This is a genomic window from Pseudonocardia yunnanensis (assembly GCF_039534065.1).
In the GTDB taxonomy this organism is placed as follows: Bacteria; Actinomycetota; Actinomycetes; order Mycobacteriales; family Pseudonocardiaceae; genus Pseudonocardia; species Pseudonocardia yunnanensis.
On sequence record NZ_BAAAUS010000014.1, the window covers coordinates 1 to 15,573 of the forward strand.

Here is a 15,573-nt window from a genome sequence, read left to right on the forward strand (position 1 = left end):
GCATGATCTGAACCGCAGAGCCTCACCCGGACCGAGCTACACCACTCGACGGGACGCGACCCCGATGGAGGCGCCGCGGGCCTAGCGTTGTGGCGGGGCATGGAGCGCGTGGTACGCCGGGGTACGGGATCGACGACCTTCGTGCCGTTGTCACTCCTCATTCGGCACGTGCGCGGGCGTCACTGTGTGACCAGGCGGGGCACGGGGCCGCCCGCCAACAGCCGGGCGCTGTGCGCGCACCGCGCTGTCAGTTCCGGGTGAATCCTGACCCCGTAGAAGCCCCCGTTTCGACGCCACGGCGGCATATCGTCTGCGCCACAGAAGAGGTGTCGATGCGCTTGCTCTGAGACTGAGGTCTGAATGACGATGGATGCAGGTGCGACACCACAGGTGTGCCGCTGCCCCAGGCTCCCGCCGGATGTGCCAGAAGGCACTCAGCAGGCTTACTGGGCGTGCCTTGACCGAGGCCAGCACGACTGGATCTACGACGGCTTCACGTGCTGCCTGGAAGCGCCGCGGAATTGGCGACAGGTTTGTCACTGTGGCGCACAGCGCTGGACCCAGGCACCTCCGTCATGTACTCGACGGCTCGATCAACTGAGAGCTGAGATGAGCACCGTCCCCATCCTCACGAAGGGATAGATCAGGCGGTGGGCCATCGGCTCGTCGGACGTGGCGCTTATGAGCACGCCGCGTGTGGACCGGTCGCTCACATGTCCGCGGGTGGTCGTCGCCGCTAGATGCGGTGTTCGGTGAGCGCGTCGGCACTGAGTTGCTGGGCCGTTCGCGACCGGTCGATGTCGGAGAGGAACACCGCGACGTAGAGCGCGTCGAGCACCGCGATGTGAGCGATGCGGCTGGTGATGGCTTCCACGCGGAAGTCGGTCTCGCGGGACCCGGCGACGAGCGCGACGTCGACGAGTTCGGTGAGCGGGGAATTGAAGAAGCTGGTGATGGCGATGGTGGCGGCGCCGGCATCCCGGGCGGCGCGGACCGATCCGAGAGACTCGCGGGTCTGCCCCGTGTGGCTGAAGCACAACAGGACGGCGTCCGGGCCGAGCAGCCGGGCGGCGACGTGCTGGACGTGCGGGTCGTAAGGGGCCTCGGCCGGCAGGCCCGCCGTGCGGAAGCGGTAGCCGGCGTCCTGGGCGAGCGGTCCGGAGGTGCCGACGCCGATGCAGAGGAGCTGTCGAGCACTACGCAGCAGGTCGACAGCCCGCGTGAAGGACGCGGCGCTGACGGTGTCGGCGGCCGCGGTGACAGCCGTCGCCGTGCTGGCGAGGACCTTCGTCAGGATCGTGGCTGTGGGGTCACCGACGACGACGTCCTCGTGCAGGCCGCGTTCGGCGGGGATGGTCTCGGCGGCCAGACGGATCTTGAGGTCGGCGAAGCCGCGAAGCCCGACGTCCTGGCAGAACCGCACCACCGTGGCCACCGACGTCTCGGTGCGTTGGGCGAGGTCGGTGACGGTGAGGTGGATGACGTCGAGAGGGTTGTCCAGAATCGTCTGACCGATGCGGCGCCCGCGGGTGGTGAGCGCAGGCATGCGGGCTCGGATGTGTGCGACGACGGAGCCGGCGGGCGAGTCGCCGCTGGCTGTGGTCACGGGGCGAATGATGTCACGACCGATCGCTGAGGACGGCGGGGCGCGGGGCCCCGTCAGACCCTCACTGCGGTGCCCTGCCACAGAGCCGCGGTGGCGAGTTCGGCCCCCTGCACGAGGCTGCTGAGCTTGGCCCAGGCCAGCTGTGGCGACACGGCGAGGAAGGTGGCGAAGGACGCGAAGCCGCAGTCCGTGCCGGCGAGGACGCGTTCGCGGCCGACGACGGAGGCGTAGCGGGTGATGCGTTCGGCGACCAACTCGGGGTGCTCGACGTAGTTGCTGGAGGTGTCGATCAGGCCCGGGATGATGACCTTGCCCTCGGGCAGTTGCACGTCCTGGAAGACCTTCCACTCGTGGGAGTGGCGGTGGTTGGCCGACTCGAACGCCAGCCCATTGGGGCGCAGCCGCAGGACGATGTCGATGATGTCGTGGAGCTCGATGTCGCGGTGGTGTGGCCCTTGGTAGTTGCCGTAGCAGAGGTGGACCCGCACCCGGTCGGGATCGATGTCGCGGACTGCGTGGTTGATCGCGTCGACGTGCACGGCGGCGCGCTGCTGGAAGGCGGCGACGTCGAGGTGGGTGTACTTGATGTGGCGGCCCATCGCGAGATCGGGCGCGTCGATCTGCAGGATGAACCCGGCGTCGGTGATGGCCTGGTACTCCTCGCGCATCGCCTCGGCGAGAGCGAAGAGGTAGGCGTCCTCCGTCTCGTAGTGCGCGTTCGGCAGGTAGAGCGAGATGACGCCAGGTGACGCCGCGTTCATGAACGGCTCGGCCCCCGTCTCCTCCCCCAGCCCGGCGCGGAAGTTGTCCATGTCGGTACGAAGGTCCGCGAGCCCCGTGTAGGTCACCTCGCCGGCACAGGTGGGGGCGGCGGTAGGAAGCCCGGCGAGTGAGGTCTCAGCCATACCGGGGTAGTCGTCGAGGTCTGCGATGCGCAGGCCGCCGCCCTCAGAGACCTCGGCGTCCTCGAAGCCCGAGAGCCGCTCCTTGACGTAGGTCACGTAGCCGATCTTGCTCATCTCCCCGTCACTCACCACGTCGAGACCGGCGTCGGTCTGGGTGCGAACCACCTCGGCGACTGCGGCGCGGATCGTCGCAGGCAGGTGATGCATCGCGTCCGAGCCGAGGGTGCCGTTCTCGCGGGCCAGGATCGCCTCGGCGAGATCGGCAGGCCGGGGAAGGCTGCCGACGTGAGTGGTCAGGATGCGGTCTGTGCTGCGCCTCATCGGATGCCTCCACGGCGGGGGATGGAGACGCCGAAGCTAGGGAACCGATGAAACCTGTCACCGAACGCGGCGTGAACACCGGAACGAAACTTCGTTACATAGCTCGACGAAATCTTGAAGATTGAATCCGACCTACCTAACGTTCGTAGCCATGACGCCTCCGGCTTCGCCGTTGGGACGACCTGGCGGCCAACGGGCCGACCGGGCAACTCCGACGATCGAGCACTACCGGCCTGCCCTCCTGCGCCTCGCGGGGCTGTCGAGGTGACCGATACCCGTGTGTCCGATCCCATGGTCGTGCTCGCAGTGGGCGACGTGGTCGGCGCAGAGGCGGCCGGCTGGCTTGCCGGCCGGCTCCCGGCGCTGCGCGAAGAGGTCGGAGCAGACTGGGTAGTGGTGAACGCCGAGAACTGCGCCGTCACCGGCCCGTCGCCGATGAACGGGTTCGGGATGACCGTCGAGGTCGTCGACACCCTGCTCGAGGCCGGCGTCGACGCGATCACCGGCGGCAACCACTCCTGGGACGGTCCCGACGTCGACACGGTGCTGGCCTACGCGCAGGTGGTGAGGCCGGCAAATCTCAGCGAGACCCGCGGGCAGGGCGTGCTGACCCTGCGCCGAGGTGAGCAGGTGCTGACGGTGGTCAACCTGCTCAGCCCCACCGCCGCGCTGCCCGGGATGACCGCACCGCAGCCCGACGCGTTGTGGCCGGCGTGGCTGGACTTGCGAGAGCGTGAGCCTCTGCCGGGCGCAGTGCTGATCGACCTGCACGGCGAGTCGGCATGGGAGAAGGCGTCGTTCGTCAGCGCGCTCGACGGGGAGATCAGCGCGCTGGTCGGCACCCACACCCACGACCCGACCCTGCGCGGACACGTCCTGCCCCGCGGTACCGGCTTCGTCACGGAACTGGGCATGACGGGCCGGCTCGGTTTCACCGGTGGAGGCTTCGACCCCGCGCACTTCGCCGCGAAACTGCGGGGAGAGGACATCTCAGCCCTGCCCCCGTACGAGCTGGCGACCGGCCCCCTCGCACTGGGCGCCGTCGCCATCCACCTCGACGCGGCCGGCTACACCCGAACCATCACGCGAATCCAGTAGACCTCGCGCCCCGCCCGAATTCCCGTCGTCCCCCGCGCGCTCCGACCAGCTACCTATGGCCTTCGATCTTCCCGGCTAGGGTGGCCGCCAGCAGCCGCAGCCGGCTGACGCAGGCGAGTATCGGGAGTAGCCATGATCTTCACGATTCTGGGTTGGATCGTGTTCGGCCTGATCGCAGGCTTCATCGCCCGCGCAGTGGTCCCCGGAAAGGACGACATCGGCATCCTGCGCACCATTGCGCTCGGCGTCATCGGCTCGGTAGTGGGTGGGCTGATCTTTGGGCTGCTGACTGTGGGGATCCGCGGGTTCCAGCCGGCCGGATGGATCGGGTCGATCATCGGGGCCGTTATCGTCCTGGTGATCTACAACCAGGTCACCGGCCGCAAACGCAACCGACGGTGACTCCGCGCGCCTGTCCACTGCCCACCGGCGATCGCGACGCCTGGCACGCCGGGGCACACGCCAATCAGATACTTCTCAGCCGGCTCCGGGTCCGCGATCTGGATCCGGTCCTCGCCGCGGAACGGATTCCGCCGTCCATGCCCACCCCGACGGCAGCGGGCTCAACGGCGGCCGTTTCAGCCGAGGCGCGGCTCTGCCGGGACCAGTTCGGCGATCGGGTAGGGCAGGTCGCCGGGCAGGATCATCAGTGGCACCTGGGCGAATTGCCAGCCGTCGCCGTTGCGGCTGAAGGTCCATACCACGTCGTAGCGGTCGGCCGGCCAGTGTGCGGGTGGGGCCGGGGTGATCTCGCCCAGGTGTTCGGCGATCGTGTGTATGGATTCGTGTCTCCACGCCACGAGGGTGGCGCCGGGGCGGCCGCTGAGCTCTCTGGCCAGACGTACCTCGTCGCCGGTGGCGTAGCGGGTGATCACGTCGAGCCCTAGGCGGGCGGCCAAGGGCATCACGGTCTGCACTGATCGTTTGCTGTGGCCTTCGCGCACGGTCGGGCCGTATATGCTGCGCGGCCGGCACAACCCGGTCGGGGCATCTCCACAGGGCGGGGAGAACAGTCCGGCCAGTGCGCCTGCACGGATCCATCCGGTCACGGTGAGAGAGTGCTTGTCGGCTTCCCCTTCGGGAGTGACGCCGTGGGGGCCGTCGGAACGAATCGGTTTCTCCGCGTGCCGGATGATCATGATCACCTGGTCGCCCTGCGGCTCGTCCATGTGCTGCGTCGAACTGTGTCCGCTGGCCGTCATCCGCGCGCTCCCGGGGTGAGGGCCCCCTCGGCCGGCTGCTGCTGGGCCGGGAGCGCCGATGGGGTGGGCAGCGGCGTCGGGGTGGGCAGCGGGTCGCCACTGCAGAGTTCGCAATCGACAGGCGCCTCGTCGAGCACGCCGCCCCGGTGCAGATGCACGGTGCGGGTGGCCAGCCTGGTCAACGCCGGCTGATGCGTGGTCATGATCACCGTGCGCCCCTCGACCAGCCGGGTCAGCGCCTGCACCACCAGCTCCTCCGCGGTCACATCCAGCCCCACGGTCGGCTCGTCCAACAACACCACAGGCGCATCCATCAACAACGCCCGGGCAATACCCACCCGCTGGCGCTGCCCACCCGAGAGCCCGATCCCACCCGCCGAGATGACCGTGTCCGCCCCATCGGGCAACCGGTCGGCGAACTCGCTGACCAACGCAGCCTCGGCCACTCTGGCCACCTCCTCGTCACTGGCCTCCGGCCGCCCGTAACGCAGGTTGTCGGCCAGAGTCCCGGAGAACAGGAAGGTGTCCTGCAGCACCATCGCCACCTGCTGATGCAACCAATGCTCCGGCACATCCGGCACCGACAACCCGTCCAGCAACATCCGCCCGGACGTCGGCCGATACAACCCCCCGATCAACGCCAACGTGGTCGACTTGCCGGACCCGTTGTCCCCCAGCAACGCAACACGCTCCCCCGCGTGGATCGTCAGATCCAGCCCGCACAGCACCGGGCCCCGCCCGTAGTCCAGGCCTACACCACGTAGCTCGATCTCCCCGTTCACCCGGGCGGGCAACCCCTGCGCGACACCGACATGCTCGCGGGGCTGATCCAGGATTGCCGCGATCCGCTCCGCCGACGCCGCGCCCTGGGTGAAGCTCGGCAGCAGCTTGGCCAGATCCTTCATCGGCTTGAGAATGTTCTGCAGATAGCTGGTGACCACCACCAGCAACCCGACCGACCACCAACCCTGCAACGCCCCGTACCCGCCGACGAACAACAGCACGGCGGTTCCGATCGCGGCCACCGACTCCAGGGACGGAGTGAACCGGGCACTCAGATCCACCCCGCGCAGCCCGATACTCAGCAGGCGGCTGTTGGTCGAGTCGAAGCGCCGATCCTCCACCTCCTGGCTACCGAACGCGTGCACGGTGCGGATGCCCTGCAGCGACTCGGTGACGAAGCCGGTGAGCTCTCCCACCGCCGCACGTTGCTGGCGGGAGTTCGCCCGGGTCAACCGTGCGTAACGGACCGCGGTCAGGAACACCAACGGCGCCGCACACAGCGTGATCAACCCCAGGCGCCAGTCAACCGACACCAGCACGGCCGCGGTGCCGACCAGCGCGAGCACCCCTGGCAGCAGCGTTGAGAACAGATCCGTCAGGCTGGTCTCGATGCGCTGGGTGTCGGTGATCACCCGGTTGGTCAGCTCACCGATCGCCTGACGATCGTGATAACCCTGCGGCAGCCGCTCCACATACCCGAACACGTCCGACCGGATGCGGGAAGCCATCCGCTCCCCCGCGCCGTTCATGAATTTGTCACCCAGGTAGTCGAACAGCCCCGAGGCGACCGTGATCAGCAGAACGGCGACCGCGGCCACCCCGAGCATCGCCACCGCCGACCCACCGAACCACAAGGCCACACCGTGGAGCGGACCGCTCTTCTGCTTACCCTCGAGCAGATCGTTGATCACCAGGGCGAGCGGCCACGGGGCAGCCAGATCGGCGGCCAGCTCACAACCGCGCATCACCACCCCGGCGGACAACCAGCGCAGCTCGGCCCGCCCGTAGTCGCGGAACCGCCACAGCTGACGCAGCGTCCCGATATCCCCCGGCGCGCGACCATCAGCGGGATACCCGGATGCCGAGACCGACCCGACCGACCCGCCGGACCCGCGATCCGGCGACACCTCCGACGCGGAGACAGAAGCGCTCATTTGCCCACCCCCTGTGCCGGCAACGGCGCTTCACGCATGGGGTCACTCCCCTGTCCAATGTCGGTCATAGATTGATGCAATCGTTCATCGTGACGGCACTCGGCGGGTCGCTCTGATTCATCAGAGCCGGTCCGGCCGCCCCACCGCGGCCACGTGCGGCTGAGCACTTTACGCCGCCAACCCTCTGTCGTCACTTCACCCGCCCCACCGCGCGGCCGTCTCTTCGGAGTTCCCGCAGAAAGCCGTACGCCGGCTTCCGAACGGGTGCTGTAGGTGTTCTCCAGACGCGCTACCAACCGCTCGGCGATTGCAGGAACGTGTCGCCGAGGTGGCCCGTAATTTCGGCGCATCGGGGACGGTGATCAAATATGGACCATTCGCAGGCGCGAGAACCGGTTTCCCCGGTGAATTCGCCTCACCCCGCGCCGCGGCAATTCGGGCGCCATGTGGGGTTCTTCCTGGTCCAGGGGGTCTGTCGAGGCCCGGAGACGCCGGTCCGTCCGCGCCTGCGCGCCCTGCCCGGAGATTGTGCATCGGCACACGCGACGAACGCTGGTCGAGCCGACGATCAGTTGTTGATAACGGTGTCCTGATCCCCGGGCAGCACGAGCTCTGGCACCTGGGTGAATTGCCACCCGTCGGCGGTCCTGGTGAAGGTCCAGACGACGTCGAACCGGTCGTCCGGCCAGTCCGATGGCGGCTTCGGCGTCACCGACGGGAACGCCTTGGCGATGTCGGAGATCCCGCCGTGCTGCCAGGAGATCAGCGTCGGTCCCGGTTGGGTGATCACGTGCTCGACGAGCTTCTTCTCATCGCCCGCGCCATAGCTGGTGTTCATGGTGAGGCCGAGCCGGGCCACCAGCGGCATGACGGTCTCCCTGGGCCGGAGGCCCTCCCCGTCATCGTTCTCGCCGGCAGCGTAGATCGCCTTCGGCGTGGCCAGCCCCGGTCGGGGCGAACCTCGGACCGGGTCGAACAGATCGGCCAGTCGGTTCGCCCGCTCCCAGCCGGTCTCGTTCAGCGAGCTGTCGTCCTCGTTGCCCTGTGAGTCGATGCCCGGGTCGGAGTCGTCCGGTTTCTCACCGTGCCGGATGACCATCACACGGGTGCCAAGGGCGCCGCCGGCCGACTCGGCCGGCGGCGACGGCCGGGGGCCACCGGTGCAGCCGGCCACCACAGCCGACATGGCCAGCGCGACAAGGGCGACGACCGGCCACAGCACCACCCGCCGTGGTCCTCGACCCGATGGGTTCACACACCCTCCCGGACCTCATCCGTCCTCTGCAATGGCGGCTCGATGACGCCCTGCCCCGGCCGGAACCGCACGTCGATGACCATGTGGCCGTTGATCAGGTCGATGTCGGTGATCTCCTGGTAGGCCACTTGCCCACCGAGCTTGCGCTCGAGCTCGGCAACCAGCGCCGCCTCGTTCGTGTACACCCCGTCGAGGTGAACGTTCATGCGCCGGGAGCGATCGCGCAGCGGCTTGCAGTCGACGCCGAGCACGACCAGCAACAACACGACGTTCATCGCCACGACCAACCCGCGGTCCTCCAAACCCAGACCGTTGAGCAGACCCAGAACCAGCGCGAGGAAGTAGTACCCCACCTCCTGCTGGGTCACGCGGCCCGCCTGCAGCCGAATGATCGAGAGGATCGCGAACAGGCCGAAGCCCACCGCGATCTCTATTCGCACCTTGGTGAGCACCGACATCGTCACGAAGACGCCGATGTTCAGTGCGGAGTAGGACAGGAGCAGGTCCGTGCGCCAATGGCGGCGGAAGTACAGGACGTAGGTCATCAGGAAGAGGGCCACCAGGTCGATGACGAGGGACGTCGCGATGCCGCCGTATCTGTTCAGTAGGTCAGTGAGCTGCATTTGTCGACTCCCGAGGTAGGTCCCTCATCCGCTACTAGAACCGGAGATCTGAGGGGCTGCTGCTCCGCGCCTTCCCCTGGCCTGGCGTGATGCCCTGCGCGTACGTATCCGGCAGCCCTTGCCCGCTGGATCGCTTCGACCCTCGACCGAACGTCCTAACGTTCTGCTTCATGTGTCGGGGTACCGTGTCAATACTGGTGCTTGAAGTATGTACACCTTCCCTCCCCGATTGAAAAGCACGGGCCATCGGTGATCTCGATCCACGAGCTGATCGACCAACCTGGGCAGGTAGCGGCGGTCGAAACCATGTCAGTCATCAGGGTGGTCCACATCTTCGGGACTCATCGGTATCGGCGTCGCAGACGGCCGAAGGGTTTGAAGTATGCGAGCAGGATCGTCACCAGCAACACGACGCAGGCGCCTCCAGAGTCCTTGACCAGCGCGAACGGGTCGGAAAGGGCCCGCCGGGCGAGCGCCTCGGTGGCGGCCGCATCGAGCGTGGGCACCAGCACGAACACGGCCAGAACAGTTCCCCCGGCGGTGAGCAACAGTTTGATCAGGATCCACCAGTGCCGCAGCAGCCCCCACGGGGTGAGCAGCCCCAGTGCCACACCCGTGGTGAGGGCCAGCAGTGCGAGGGGCACGATCAGGGCCTGGCCGAGCAGGTACGCGGCGGGATAGACCGTCAGCGGCTCGGAGCCGCCCCAGCCCGCGACGACGAGCGCGAGGACGGCGGCGTCGGTGCCGAGAAGGCCCACCGATGACACCACGTGCGTGGTCAGGAGCGTCTTTCGCACCGTCGGGGACAGACGCCGGCCACGGTTGCGTCGATCCACTCGTCCGCCTGAATCCCGGCCGCCGGGATCCCGTGTGGTGGCGGCCCGGGATGTGCGGGAATCCCGTGTCATGTCCACCCTCGGCCTTCGAACGACGTGTGACCGCGATCGGTGGCGCGATGGGCCCGCCGGTAGTGCACAACCAGGCTGATCGTGAGCCAGAACATCGGCCAGGCGGGCCAGAACCACCGTGCGGGCCCCAACGCCCAGATAATCACCATGAACAGGCTGAGCAGGGCGACCACGGCGCCGTGCAGGCCTAACCGCAAACGCGCGTCCTCGCTCATCGGCCCGCCGCGGCTCGGTTCCGCGGCCGGCTGCCGCTGCGGGTCCGGCAGGTCGGCGGTCAGCGGACGGAGGTCGTCACGGGTCCGGGCGGCGTAGGCGAGGGCCTGCCGTTCATCGGCCTCGCCAAGGGTCAGCCGGCCCTGCGCGGCGGCGTCGCGTAGCCGCACAGCGACGGCCTCCCGTTCGGTGTCGGAGACGCGCAGTTGTCCCGCCGCGGGGCGGGGGACGTCAAGGGCTGGATCAGGGATGAACATGCTCGCTCCCGGGCCGAAGAGATGGTGGGCGTGCTACGGGGTCGGTGAGTCGGTCACGGGAGAACCTCGATCGTGGCCATCATCGCCATGTCCTCGTGCTCGAGGTTGTGGCAGTGCGCGACGTAACGGCCGGGGTGCTGGTCGAACCGAGTCGCGATGGCCACCGTCTGCGCGGGACCGAGATGGACGGTGTCCTTCCAGCCGCGGTCGGTGGGCACCAGGCCGCCGGTGCGGGACACCACCTGGAAAGAGGCCCCGTGTATGTGGACCGGGTGCTCGGCGTCGGAGGTCAGCGTCCAGGTCTCCAGCTGACCGAACCGGGGGGTGGCGTCGGGACGAGCCGGATCGAACGTGGCGCCGTTGATCATCCACATCCCCTGCTCCCAGGCGAAGTCGAGGCGCCGTTGGGCGGCGGCTCGGCGGGCGTCGAGGGGTTCGACCTCGACCAGGCGGTCAGGGATCCGGCTCTGGTCGGCGGCGCGCCCGGTGATGCGGAAGCGCATCACCTGCGCGGTCGGGCCGATCCCGTTGGTGTTGCGTAGCACGACGGTGGCGCCGGGCGCGATGCCGGTGAAGTCGATGACGACGTCGTAGCGTTCGGCGGGGGCCACCGGTAGCTCCCGGTGGGCGACAGGTTCGCCGAGCAGGCCGGCGTCACTGCCGATCTGGACCAGTGGAGCGACGGGCGGGTCGAGCGCGAAAACGAACCGGCGGGCGTTGGCGGCGTTCAGCAGGCGGAATCGGTAGCGGCGCGCGGTGACCTCCAGCTCCGGCCACGGGGCGCCGTTCACCAGCACCACGTCGCCGAGCACCCCGCCCACGTATGCGTCCTCGACGCCAGGCGTCGTGGTGAGGGTGCGGTCGATCGACGGGTAGAGCAGGGAGCCGTCGGCGTCGAATGAGCGGTCGCAGACCAGTAACGGGATGTCGTGCTGTCCGCTCGGCAGGTCGAGCGCTTCCTCGTCGTCGTCGTGGATCAGGTAGGCGCCGAACAACCCGCGCCAGACCTGCGGTGCGGTGAAGTCCATCCGGTGGTCGTGATACCACAGCGTCGCCGCTTGTTGCCGATTCGGATACCGGTACTCGCGGGAACCAGTGCTCACCACAGCCGCCGGGTCGAGCCTCGCCTGCCGCGTCCACCCCGGCGGCACGACGAGGGCTGTCGGGAACCCGTCGGACTCGGGCGGTGTGATCCCGCCGTGAAGGTGCAGCACGGTCGGGACGGGGAGCTCGGTGTGCAGCCGAACCAGAACCGGTCGGTCCCGCCGGGCCAGGATCGTCGGCCCGGGAAACCGGCCGTCGTAGCCCCACACCGGCGTGTGCACCCCCGGGAGCAGCTCGACGGTCGCAGGCCGGGCGGTGAGGTCGTAGACCTCCCCGTCGGGTCCGGTGCTAGACGGGACGGCCTGCGGCGGGATCGGCAGCGGCACGGTGAACGGGCCCGGCAGCGGAATCCGGCTGGGCACCAGAGCCACCCCGGGTGCGGCCCCCGGCAGGATCGAGGCGCACGAGGCCACGGGGGTGCCGAGTGCAGCGGTGGCGGCGATGCCCGCCCCGACGCGTCCCGACAGGCGCAACATCTGTCGTCGGCTCATTGCACGGCGCTTCGTCAAGGATCGCCCGAGCGGCCCACTCACCGCCGCCACACCATGCTCACCAGCACGACGTAGCCGCCGAAGATCGCGACCCCGAGTGGGATGTGCACGACCAGCAGCGACATCGCACCGGCCACCAACTGCCCGACATCGGCCAGCAGAACCAGAGTGCTGACGAGCGCGACAGAGCCTGGCGCGCGCCGGCGCCGCCAGGCCACGACGCTCACAACCAGCTGGGCGAGACCGATCCCCACCACAACCAATGAGCCGGTCCCGTGGGCGAGCAGCGCGCCACTGTCCCCGACGAGGATGTCCCCCGCCAGCACCGCCTGGCCGAACACAGCGATCGCACCGAGAGTCACGACGAGACGCAGGACGTTCCCGAGAGCACTCGCGCTTCCGACGGGGGTGGAAATCGAGGTCGTCATAACCAGGATGGTCGCGACACGATCAGCGAGGCGCGTCCTGCCTCGGGCAGCTGTTCGCCTGCCCCACAGAGCACAGCACGCGAGAGCGGCATACACCGTCAGGAGTACGGCTGCAGACTCCCGGAGGACGACGCGGCGGTGGCGGCTTCGCTCGTGATCGGTGGCCGCCGGTGACGGTCCCATGACGTGTGCCGCTGCGCCGGCGCCGGCATGGCTGCCATAGCTGGCACGGTCGGTCCGAGCTTGTGTACTCCCGGTAGCGCAGCGGGAAAGCCAACCGGGGAATGATGACTCGTCACAGCGACGGTCGCAGGCTCATCCCATGCCTAGAGCACGTGCAACAGGCACGAGCGCGACATGAGCGTGACGATCGTCGACGGTGCTGCCGTCGATTGCATGTCTCCGCAGGAGTATCGCCGCGGCCACCAGCGGCGCTCGGTACTCGTGCAGCTGGTCACCTTCGGCGTGGTCGGCGCTCTGATCGCCACCCTCAACACCGTGATCTTCCTGGTGATCCGCGTCTGGTGGGACGCGCTGTCAGCCAACCTCGTCGCGGTCATCCTGAGCACCGCGGCGAGCACTGAGCTGAACCGGCGCTTCACCTTCCGCGGCGCCAGGGTGCGCGGACGGCGTCTCCACGTGCAGACCGGCATCGCGGTGCTCTGGTACGCGTTCTCGAGCTCCGCCGTGCTGCTCGTCCTGCATCTTCTGCTCGCCGCCGGCACCACCCCGGCCCAGGAGTCGGTTGCGGTGTCGGTGGCAGGCGTCCTCACCGCGCTAGGGCGGTTCCTCGTGCTGCGGAACTGGGTCTTCGGAAGATCTGAAGCCGTCGATGTCGGTGCCCTTCAGAACGTCGGCGTGCGCCGACCGAACGGTGTCGGTCTCGACAGGGTGCTCTTTCTGACCGCAGATACCGGCGGTGGGCATCGCGCTGCCGCCGAGGCGATCAGCCAAGCCCTGCACAGCCGGTACCCAGGCCGGTTCGTCGCCGTGGTCTGTGATCCGTTGACGGGCTCAGAGGCCCACCGCCTCCTGCGCCGACTGTGCCGCTGGTACGGCCCGTTGACCCGTGGAGCGCCTTGGCTGTGGTCCGTCATCTTCCACGTCACCAACGCGCCGGTGACGCTGTGGATCCTGCGGCCGCTGGTGAGGCGGCTCGTGGTGGTGCCGCTGGTCGCCGCGCTGGACGGGCACCGGCCGACGGTGGTGGTCTCGGCGCACCCGCTGATGGTCGACGCCGCCGTGGCGGCACGGAGAAGGAGTGAGCACCACCCGTCACTGGTCACGGTCGTGACGGACCTGGCCACGGCGCACCGCACCTGGTGGCACTCGCAGGTGGATCGGACGATCACCCCGTCGGACGAGCTGTTGCGGGCAGGGCGCCGGGCCGGGGCGGCCAACGTGCACGGTCATCCGCTGGGGATTCCCGTGCGCGAGCAGTTCCGCTCCGGATCCCCTGCGCGTGAGGACAGGGCCACGTTGCAGGCAACGCTGGGCATCCGGCTCGGGAGGTTCGTCGTTCTGGTCACCGCAGGTGCCGAGGGCGGTCGCGGCTTGGAGGTATGGGTACGGACGATCGTCAGGGGACTGCCCGAGGTCGACGTCGTGGCGGTCTGCGGTCGAAACGAGTCCCTTCGTGCCGAACTCGGCGAGTTCGCCGCCGGCGCCGGTGGCCGGCTGCTGGTGACCGGCTATGTGGACACCATGTCCGATTGGATCCGTTGCGCCGACCTGGTGGTCACCAAGGCCGGCCCCAGCATCATCGCCGAGGCGACGTCGGTCGGGGTGCCGTTGCTGTTGCCGTCCCACATACCGGGTCAGGAGCGGGGAAACGCCGACATCGCCGTGGCTGCCGGTGCGGCCCAGCGGGTTCGCGGTCGGCGCCACCTCATCCGACAGATCGATGCGCTGAGGCAGGACGCGGCGGCCATGGCGGATATGCGCGCCGCAGCCACCCGCTTCGGTCGACCGCACGCAGCAATACGAATGGCGGAGCTCGTCGCCGACGCGGCCTCGACGAACGCCGATGCATCCTCGATCGCCTCTCTCCGAAAGAAGAAGACACGATGACCCCGCGCACCATCATCTCGAGGGCGCTACTTGCCGCCGGGCTGGCTACCGCGATTCCGCTGGTGTCCGAGATGCGAGCCGGGCCGGCGGAACGAGTGCTCACCGACCGCTGGAACGTGGTTCCGATCGAACCTCGCGGGCAGGTCGAGCTGGGTGTGAGCTTCCGTCCCCGGCAGGCCGAGGCCCTGAGCCTCGGCGTCCGTCAGACCCTCACGACTCTCCTGTCCTACCCGTTCGAGGTGATCCGCCTGTCCGCGTACTGGGACCGGATGGAACCGGCCGCCGGGGTGTTCGACACCACGGAGCTGGACTGGCAGCTGGACGAGGCCGAACGGTCCGGCAAGCAGATCATCCTCTGCCTGGGCGCCGTCAAGTCCTTCGGCTACCCCGAGTACTTCGTCCCGCGGCACCACGTGTCCGACACTCTCCCCGAGGGCCGGCTCGTGGACGAGAACTCCCACCCCGCGTTGCTCGAGGCAGTGACGACGCATCTGACCAGGCTCGTGCAGCGCTACCGGGATCGTCCCGGCATCCGGGCATGGCAGGTGGAACACGAAGCGGCCGACCCGCTCGGCATGGAGCATTCGTGGCGGCTGGCGACCTCCTTCATTCGGCACGAGGTGCAGGCCGTCCGCGCCGCGGACCCGACGCGGCCGATCCTGATGAACGGCTTCCTGCCCACCTCCACCGCTGTCCTGGCCCAGCAGTGGTGGCGCACCCGCGACCAGGGCGACTCCCTGGCCGTCGCCGCGGAACTGGCCGACATCGTCGGCATCGACTTCTACCCGCGCCACGCCGTCACCAGTCTCGGCCGCTGGAGCCTCTACCTCGACGGCGCCAAGGGGCTCCTTCCCGCGCTGCGGCGCCGAAGGTTGCTCGCCTGCCGGCATGAACTCGTCGTGACCGAGGGGCAGGCCGAACCGTGGGAGTCGATCACCGTGCCCCCCAGCCCGGACGGCCGTGCCTCCTCCAGCTGCCCGCCTGATCGGATCATCGACAACTACAACGAGTGCCTTCGCTGGACCCGGGGCGACACGAGGCTGGGCGCGTACCTGTTCTGGGGCGCCGAATACTGGGTGATGCGCGACCGTCACGGCGACTCCCGCTACCTCGACGCCTTCGCAAGGATCCTCGATCAGACCTGAGGTCACGGAG

14 protein-coding genes are annotated in these 15,573 nt (G+C 68.6%); 4 read left to right on the forward strand and 10 right to left on the reverse strand.

The genetic code is table 11. The annotated features are described in order from the left end of the window. Positions 1-736: 736 nt before the first annotated feature. Both ABD743_RS15730 and ABD743_RS15735 read right to left on the reverse strand, forming a co-directional pair. The gene (locus ABD743_RS15730; protein WP_344722811.1) at positions 737-1,606 is read right to left on the reverse strand and encodes a MurR/RpiR family transcriptional regulator; all 870 of its coding nucleotides are present in this window, start codon (positions 1,604-1,606) and stop codon (positions 737-739) included. Positions 1,607-1,659: 53 nt separating this feature from the next. Continuing rightward, positions 1,660-2,832 (reverse strand): cobalamin-independent methionine synthase II family protein, encoded by a 1,173-nt coding sequence (locus tag ABD743_RS15735; RefSeq protein WP_344722812.1) that lies wholly within the window; start codon positions 2,830-2,832, stop codon positions 1,660-1,662. A gap of 279 nt (positions 2,833-3,111) precedes the next feature. Between ABD743_RS15735 and ABD743_RS15740 the strand changes: the two genes are divergently transcribed. Together ABD743_RS15740 and ABD743_RS15745 are read left to right on the forward strand one after the other, a co-directional pair. Further along, complete coding sequence (locus tag ABD743_RS15740; protein WP_344722813.1) at positions 3,112-3,930, forward strand: YmdB family metallophosphoesterase; 819 nt, start codon at positions 3,112-3,114, stop codon at positions 3,928-3,930. A gap of 132 nt (positions 3,931-4,062) precedes the next feature. Further along, positions 4,063-4,332: a GlsB/YeaQ/YmgE family stress response membrane protein gene (locus ABD743_RS15745; protein ID WP_344722814.1), complete on the forward strand. Its 270-nt coding sequence runs from the start codon at positions 4,063-4,065 to the stop codon at positions 4,330-4,332. 176 nt (positions 4,333-4,508) lie between these two features. On the opposite strand, the gene ABD743_RS15750 is transcribed toward ABD743_RS15745, so the two are convergent. The 8 genes from ABD743_RS15750 to ABD743_RS15785 form a co-directional block, all read right to left on the reverse strand. Continuing rightward, positions 4,509-5,132: a hypothetical protein gene (locus ABD743_RS15750; protein WP_344722815.1), complete on the reverse strand. Its 624-nt coding sequence runs from the start codon at positions 5,130-5,132 to the stop codon at positions 4,509-4,511. After that, the gene (locus ABD743_RS15755; RefSeq protein ID WP_344722816.1) at positions 5,129-7,069 is read right to left on the reverse strand and encodes an ABC transporter ATP-binding protein; all 1,941 of its coding nucleotides are present in this window, start codon (positions 7,067-7,069) and stop codon (positions 5,129-5,131) included. The genes ABD743_RS15750 and ABD743_RS15755 overlap by 4 nt, the downstream gene beginning before the upstream one ends. A 568-nt stretch (positions 7,070-7,637) precedes the next feature. Then, positions 7,638-8,294: a histidine phosphatase family protein gene (locus tag ABD743_RS15760; RefSeq protein WP_344722817.1), complete on the reverse strand. Its 657-nt coding sequence runs from the start codon at positions 8,292-8,294 to the stop codon at positions 7,638-7,640. Between the two features lie 26 nt (positions 8,295-8,320). Then, entirely contained in the window at positions 8,321-8,947 is a 627-nt protein-coding gene (locus ABD743_RS15765; protein ID WP_344722818.1) for a DUF4956 domain-containing protein, read from the reverse strand. Positions 8,948-9,288: 341 nt separating this feature from the next. Beyond that, on the reverse strand, positions 9,289-9,744 hold the full coding sequence (locus ABD743_RS15770; RefSeq protein ID WP_344722819.1) for a hypothetical protein: 456 nt from the start codon (positions 9,742-9,744) through the stop codon (positions 9,289-9,291). 107 nt (positions 9,745-9,851) lie between these two features. Continuing rightward, positions 9,852-10,325, reverse strand: a complete 474-nt coding sequence (locus ABD743_RS15775) for a DUF1707 SHOCT-like domain-containing protein (RefSeq protein ID WP_344722820.1) — start codon at positions 10,323-10,325, stop codon at positions 9,852-9,854. A gap of 53 nt (positions 10,326-10,378) precedes the next feature. Then, positions 10,379-11,905, reverse strand: coding sequence for a multicopper oxidase family protein (locus ABD743_RS15780; protein WP_344722821.1), 1,527 nt, complete (start codon positions 11,903-11,905; stop codon positions 10,379-10,381). A 53-nt stretch (positions 11,906-11,958) separates the two neighbouring features. Continuing rightward, positions 11,959-12,348, reverse strand: a complete 390-nt coding sequence (locus ABD743_RS15785) for a hypothetical protein (RefSeq protein WP_344722822.1) — start codon at positions 12,346-12,348, stop codon at positions 11,959-11,961. Positions 12,349-12,705: 357 nt separating this feature from the next. On the opposite strand from ABD743_RS15785, the gene ABD743_RS15790 reads away from it, so the two are divergent. Together ABD743_RS15790 and ABD743_RS15795 are read left to right on the forward strand one after the other, a co-directional pair. Then, the gene (locus ABD743_RS15790; protein WP_344722823.1) at positions 12,706-14,418 is read left to right on the forward strand and encodes an MGDG synthase family glycosyltransferase; all 1,713 of its coding nucleotides are present in this window, start codon (positions 12,706-12,708) and stop codon (positions 14,416-14,418) included. Continuing rightward, entirely contained in the window at positions 14,415-15,563 is a 1,149-nt protein-coding gene (locus tag ABD743_RS15795) for a beta-galactosidase (RefSeq protein ID WP_344722824.1), read from the forward strand. Before ABD743_RS15790 ends, ABD743_RS15795 begins: the two co-directional genes overlap by 4 nt. The last annotated feature ends 10 nt before the right edge of the window (positions 15,564-15,573 follow it).

Bases quoted from the DNA above. Each gene is read 5' to 3' on its own strand.
- ABD743_RS15755 (WP_344722816.1), bottom strand. From the start codon at position 7,069: ATGAGCGCTTCTGTCTCCGCGTCGGAGGTGTCGCCGGATCGCGGGTCC.
- ABD743_RS15785 (WP_344722822.1), bottom strand. From the start codon at position 12,348: ATGACGACCTCGATTTCCACCCCCGTCGGAAGCGCGAGTGCTCTCGGG.
- ABD743_RS15750 (WP_344722815.1), bottom strand. From the start codon at position 5,132: ATGACGGCCAGCGGACACAGTTCGACGCAGCACATGGACGAGCCGCAG.
- ABD743_RS15795 (WP_344722824.1), top strand. From the start codon at position 14,415: ATGACCCCGCGCACCATCATCTCGAGGGCGCTACTTGCCGCCGGGCTG.
- ABD743_RS15780 (WP_344722821.1), bottom strand. From the start codon at position 11,905: ATGTTGCGCCTGTCGGGACGCGTCGGGGCGGGCATCGCCGCCACCGCT.
- ABD743_RS15745 (WP_344722814.1), top strand. From the start codon at position 4,063: ATGATCTTCACGATTCTGGGTTGGATCGTGTTCGGCCTGATCGCAGGC.
- ABD743_RS15765 (WP_344722818.1), bottom strand. From the start codon at position 8,947: ATGCAGCTCACTGACCTACTGAACAGATACGGCGGCATCGCGACGTCC.
- ABD743_RS15790 (WP_344722823.1), top strand. From the start codon at position 12,706: ATGAGCGTGACGATCGTCGACGGTGCTGCCGTCGATTGCATGTCTCCG.
- ABD743_RS15735 (WP_344722812.1), bottom strand. From the start codon at position 2,832: ATGAGGCGCAGCACAGACCGCATCCTGACCACTCACGTCGGCAGCCTT.
- ABD743_RS15775 (WP_344722820.1), bottom strand. From the start codon at position 10,325: ATGTTCATCCCTGATCCAGCCCTTGACGTCCCCCGCCCCGCGGCGGGA.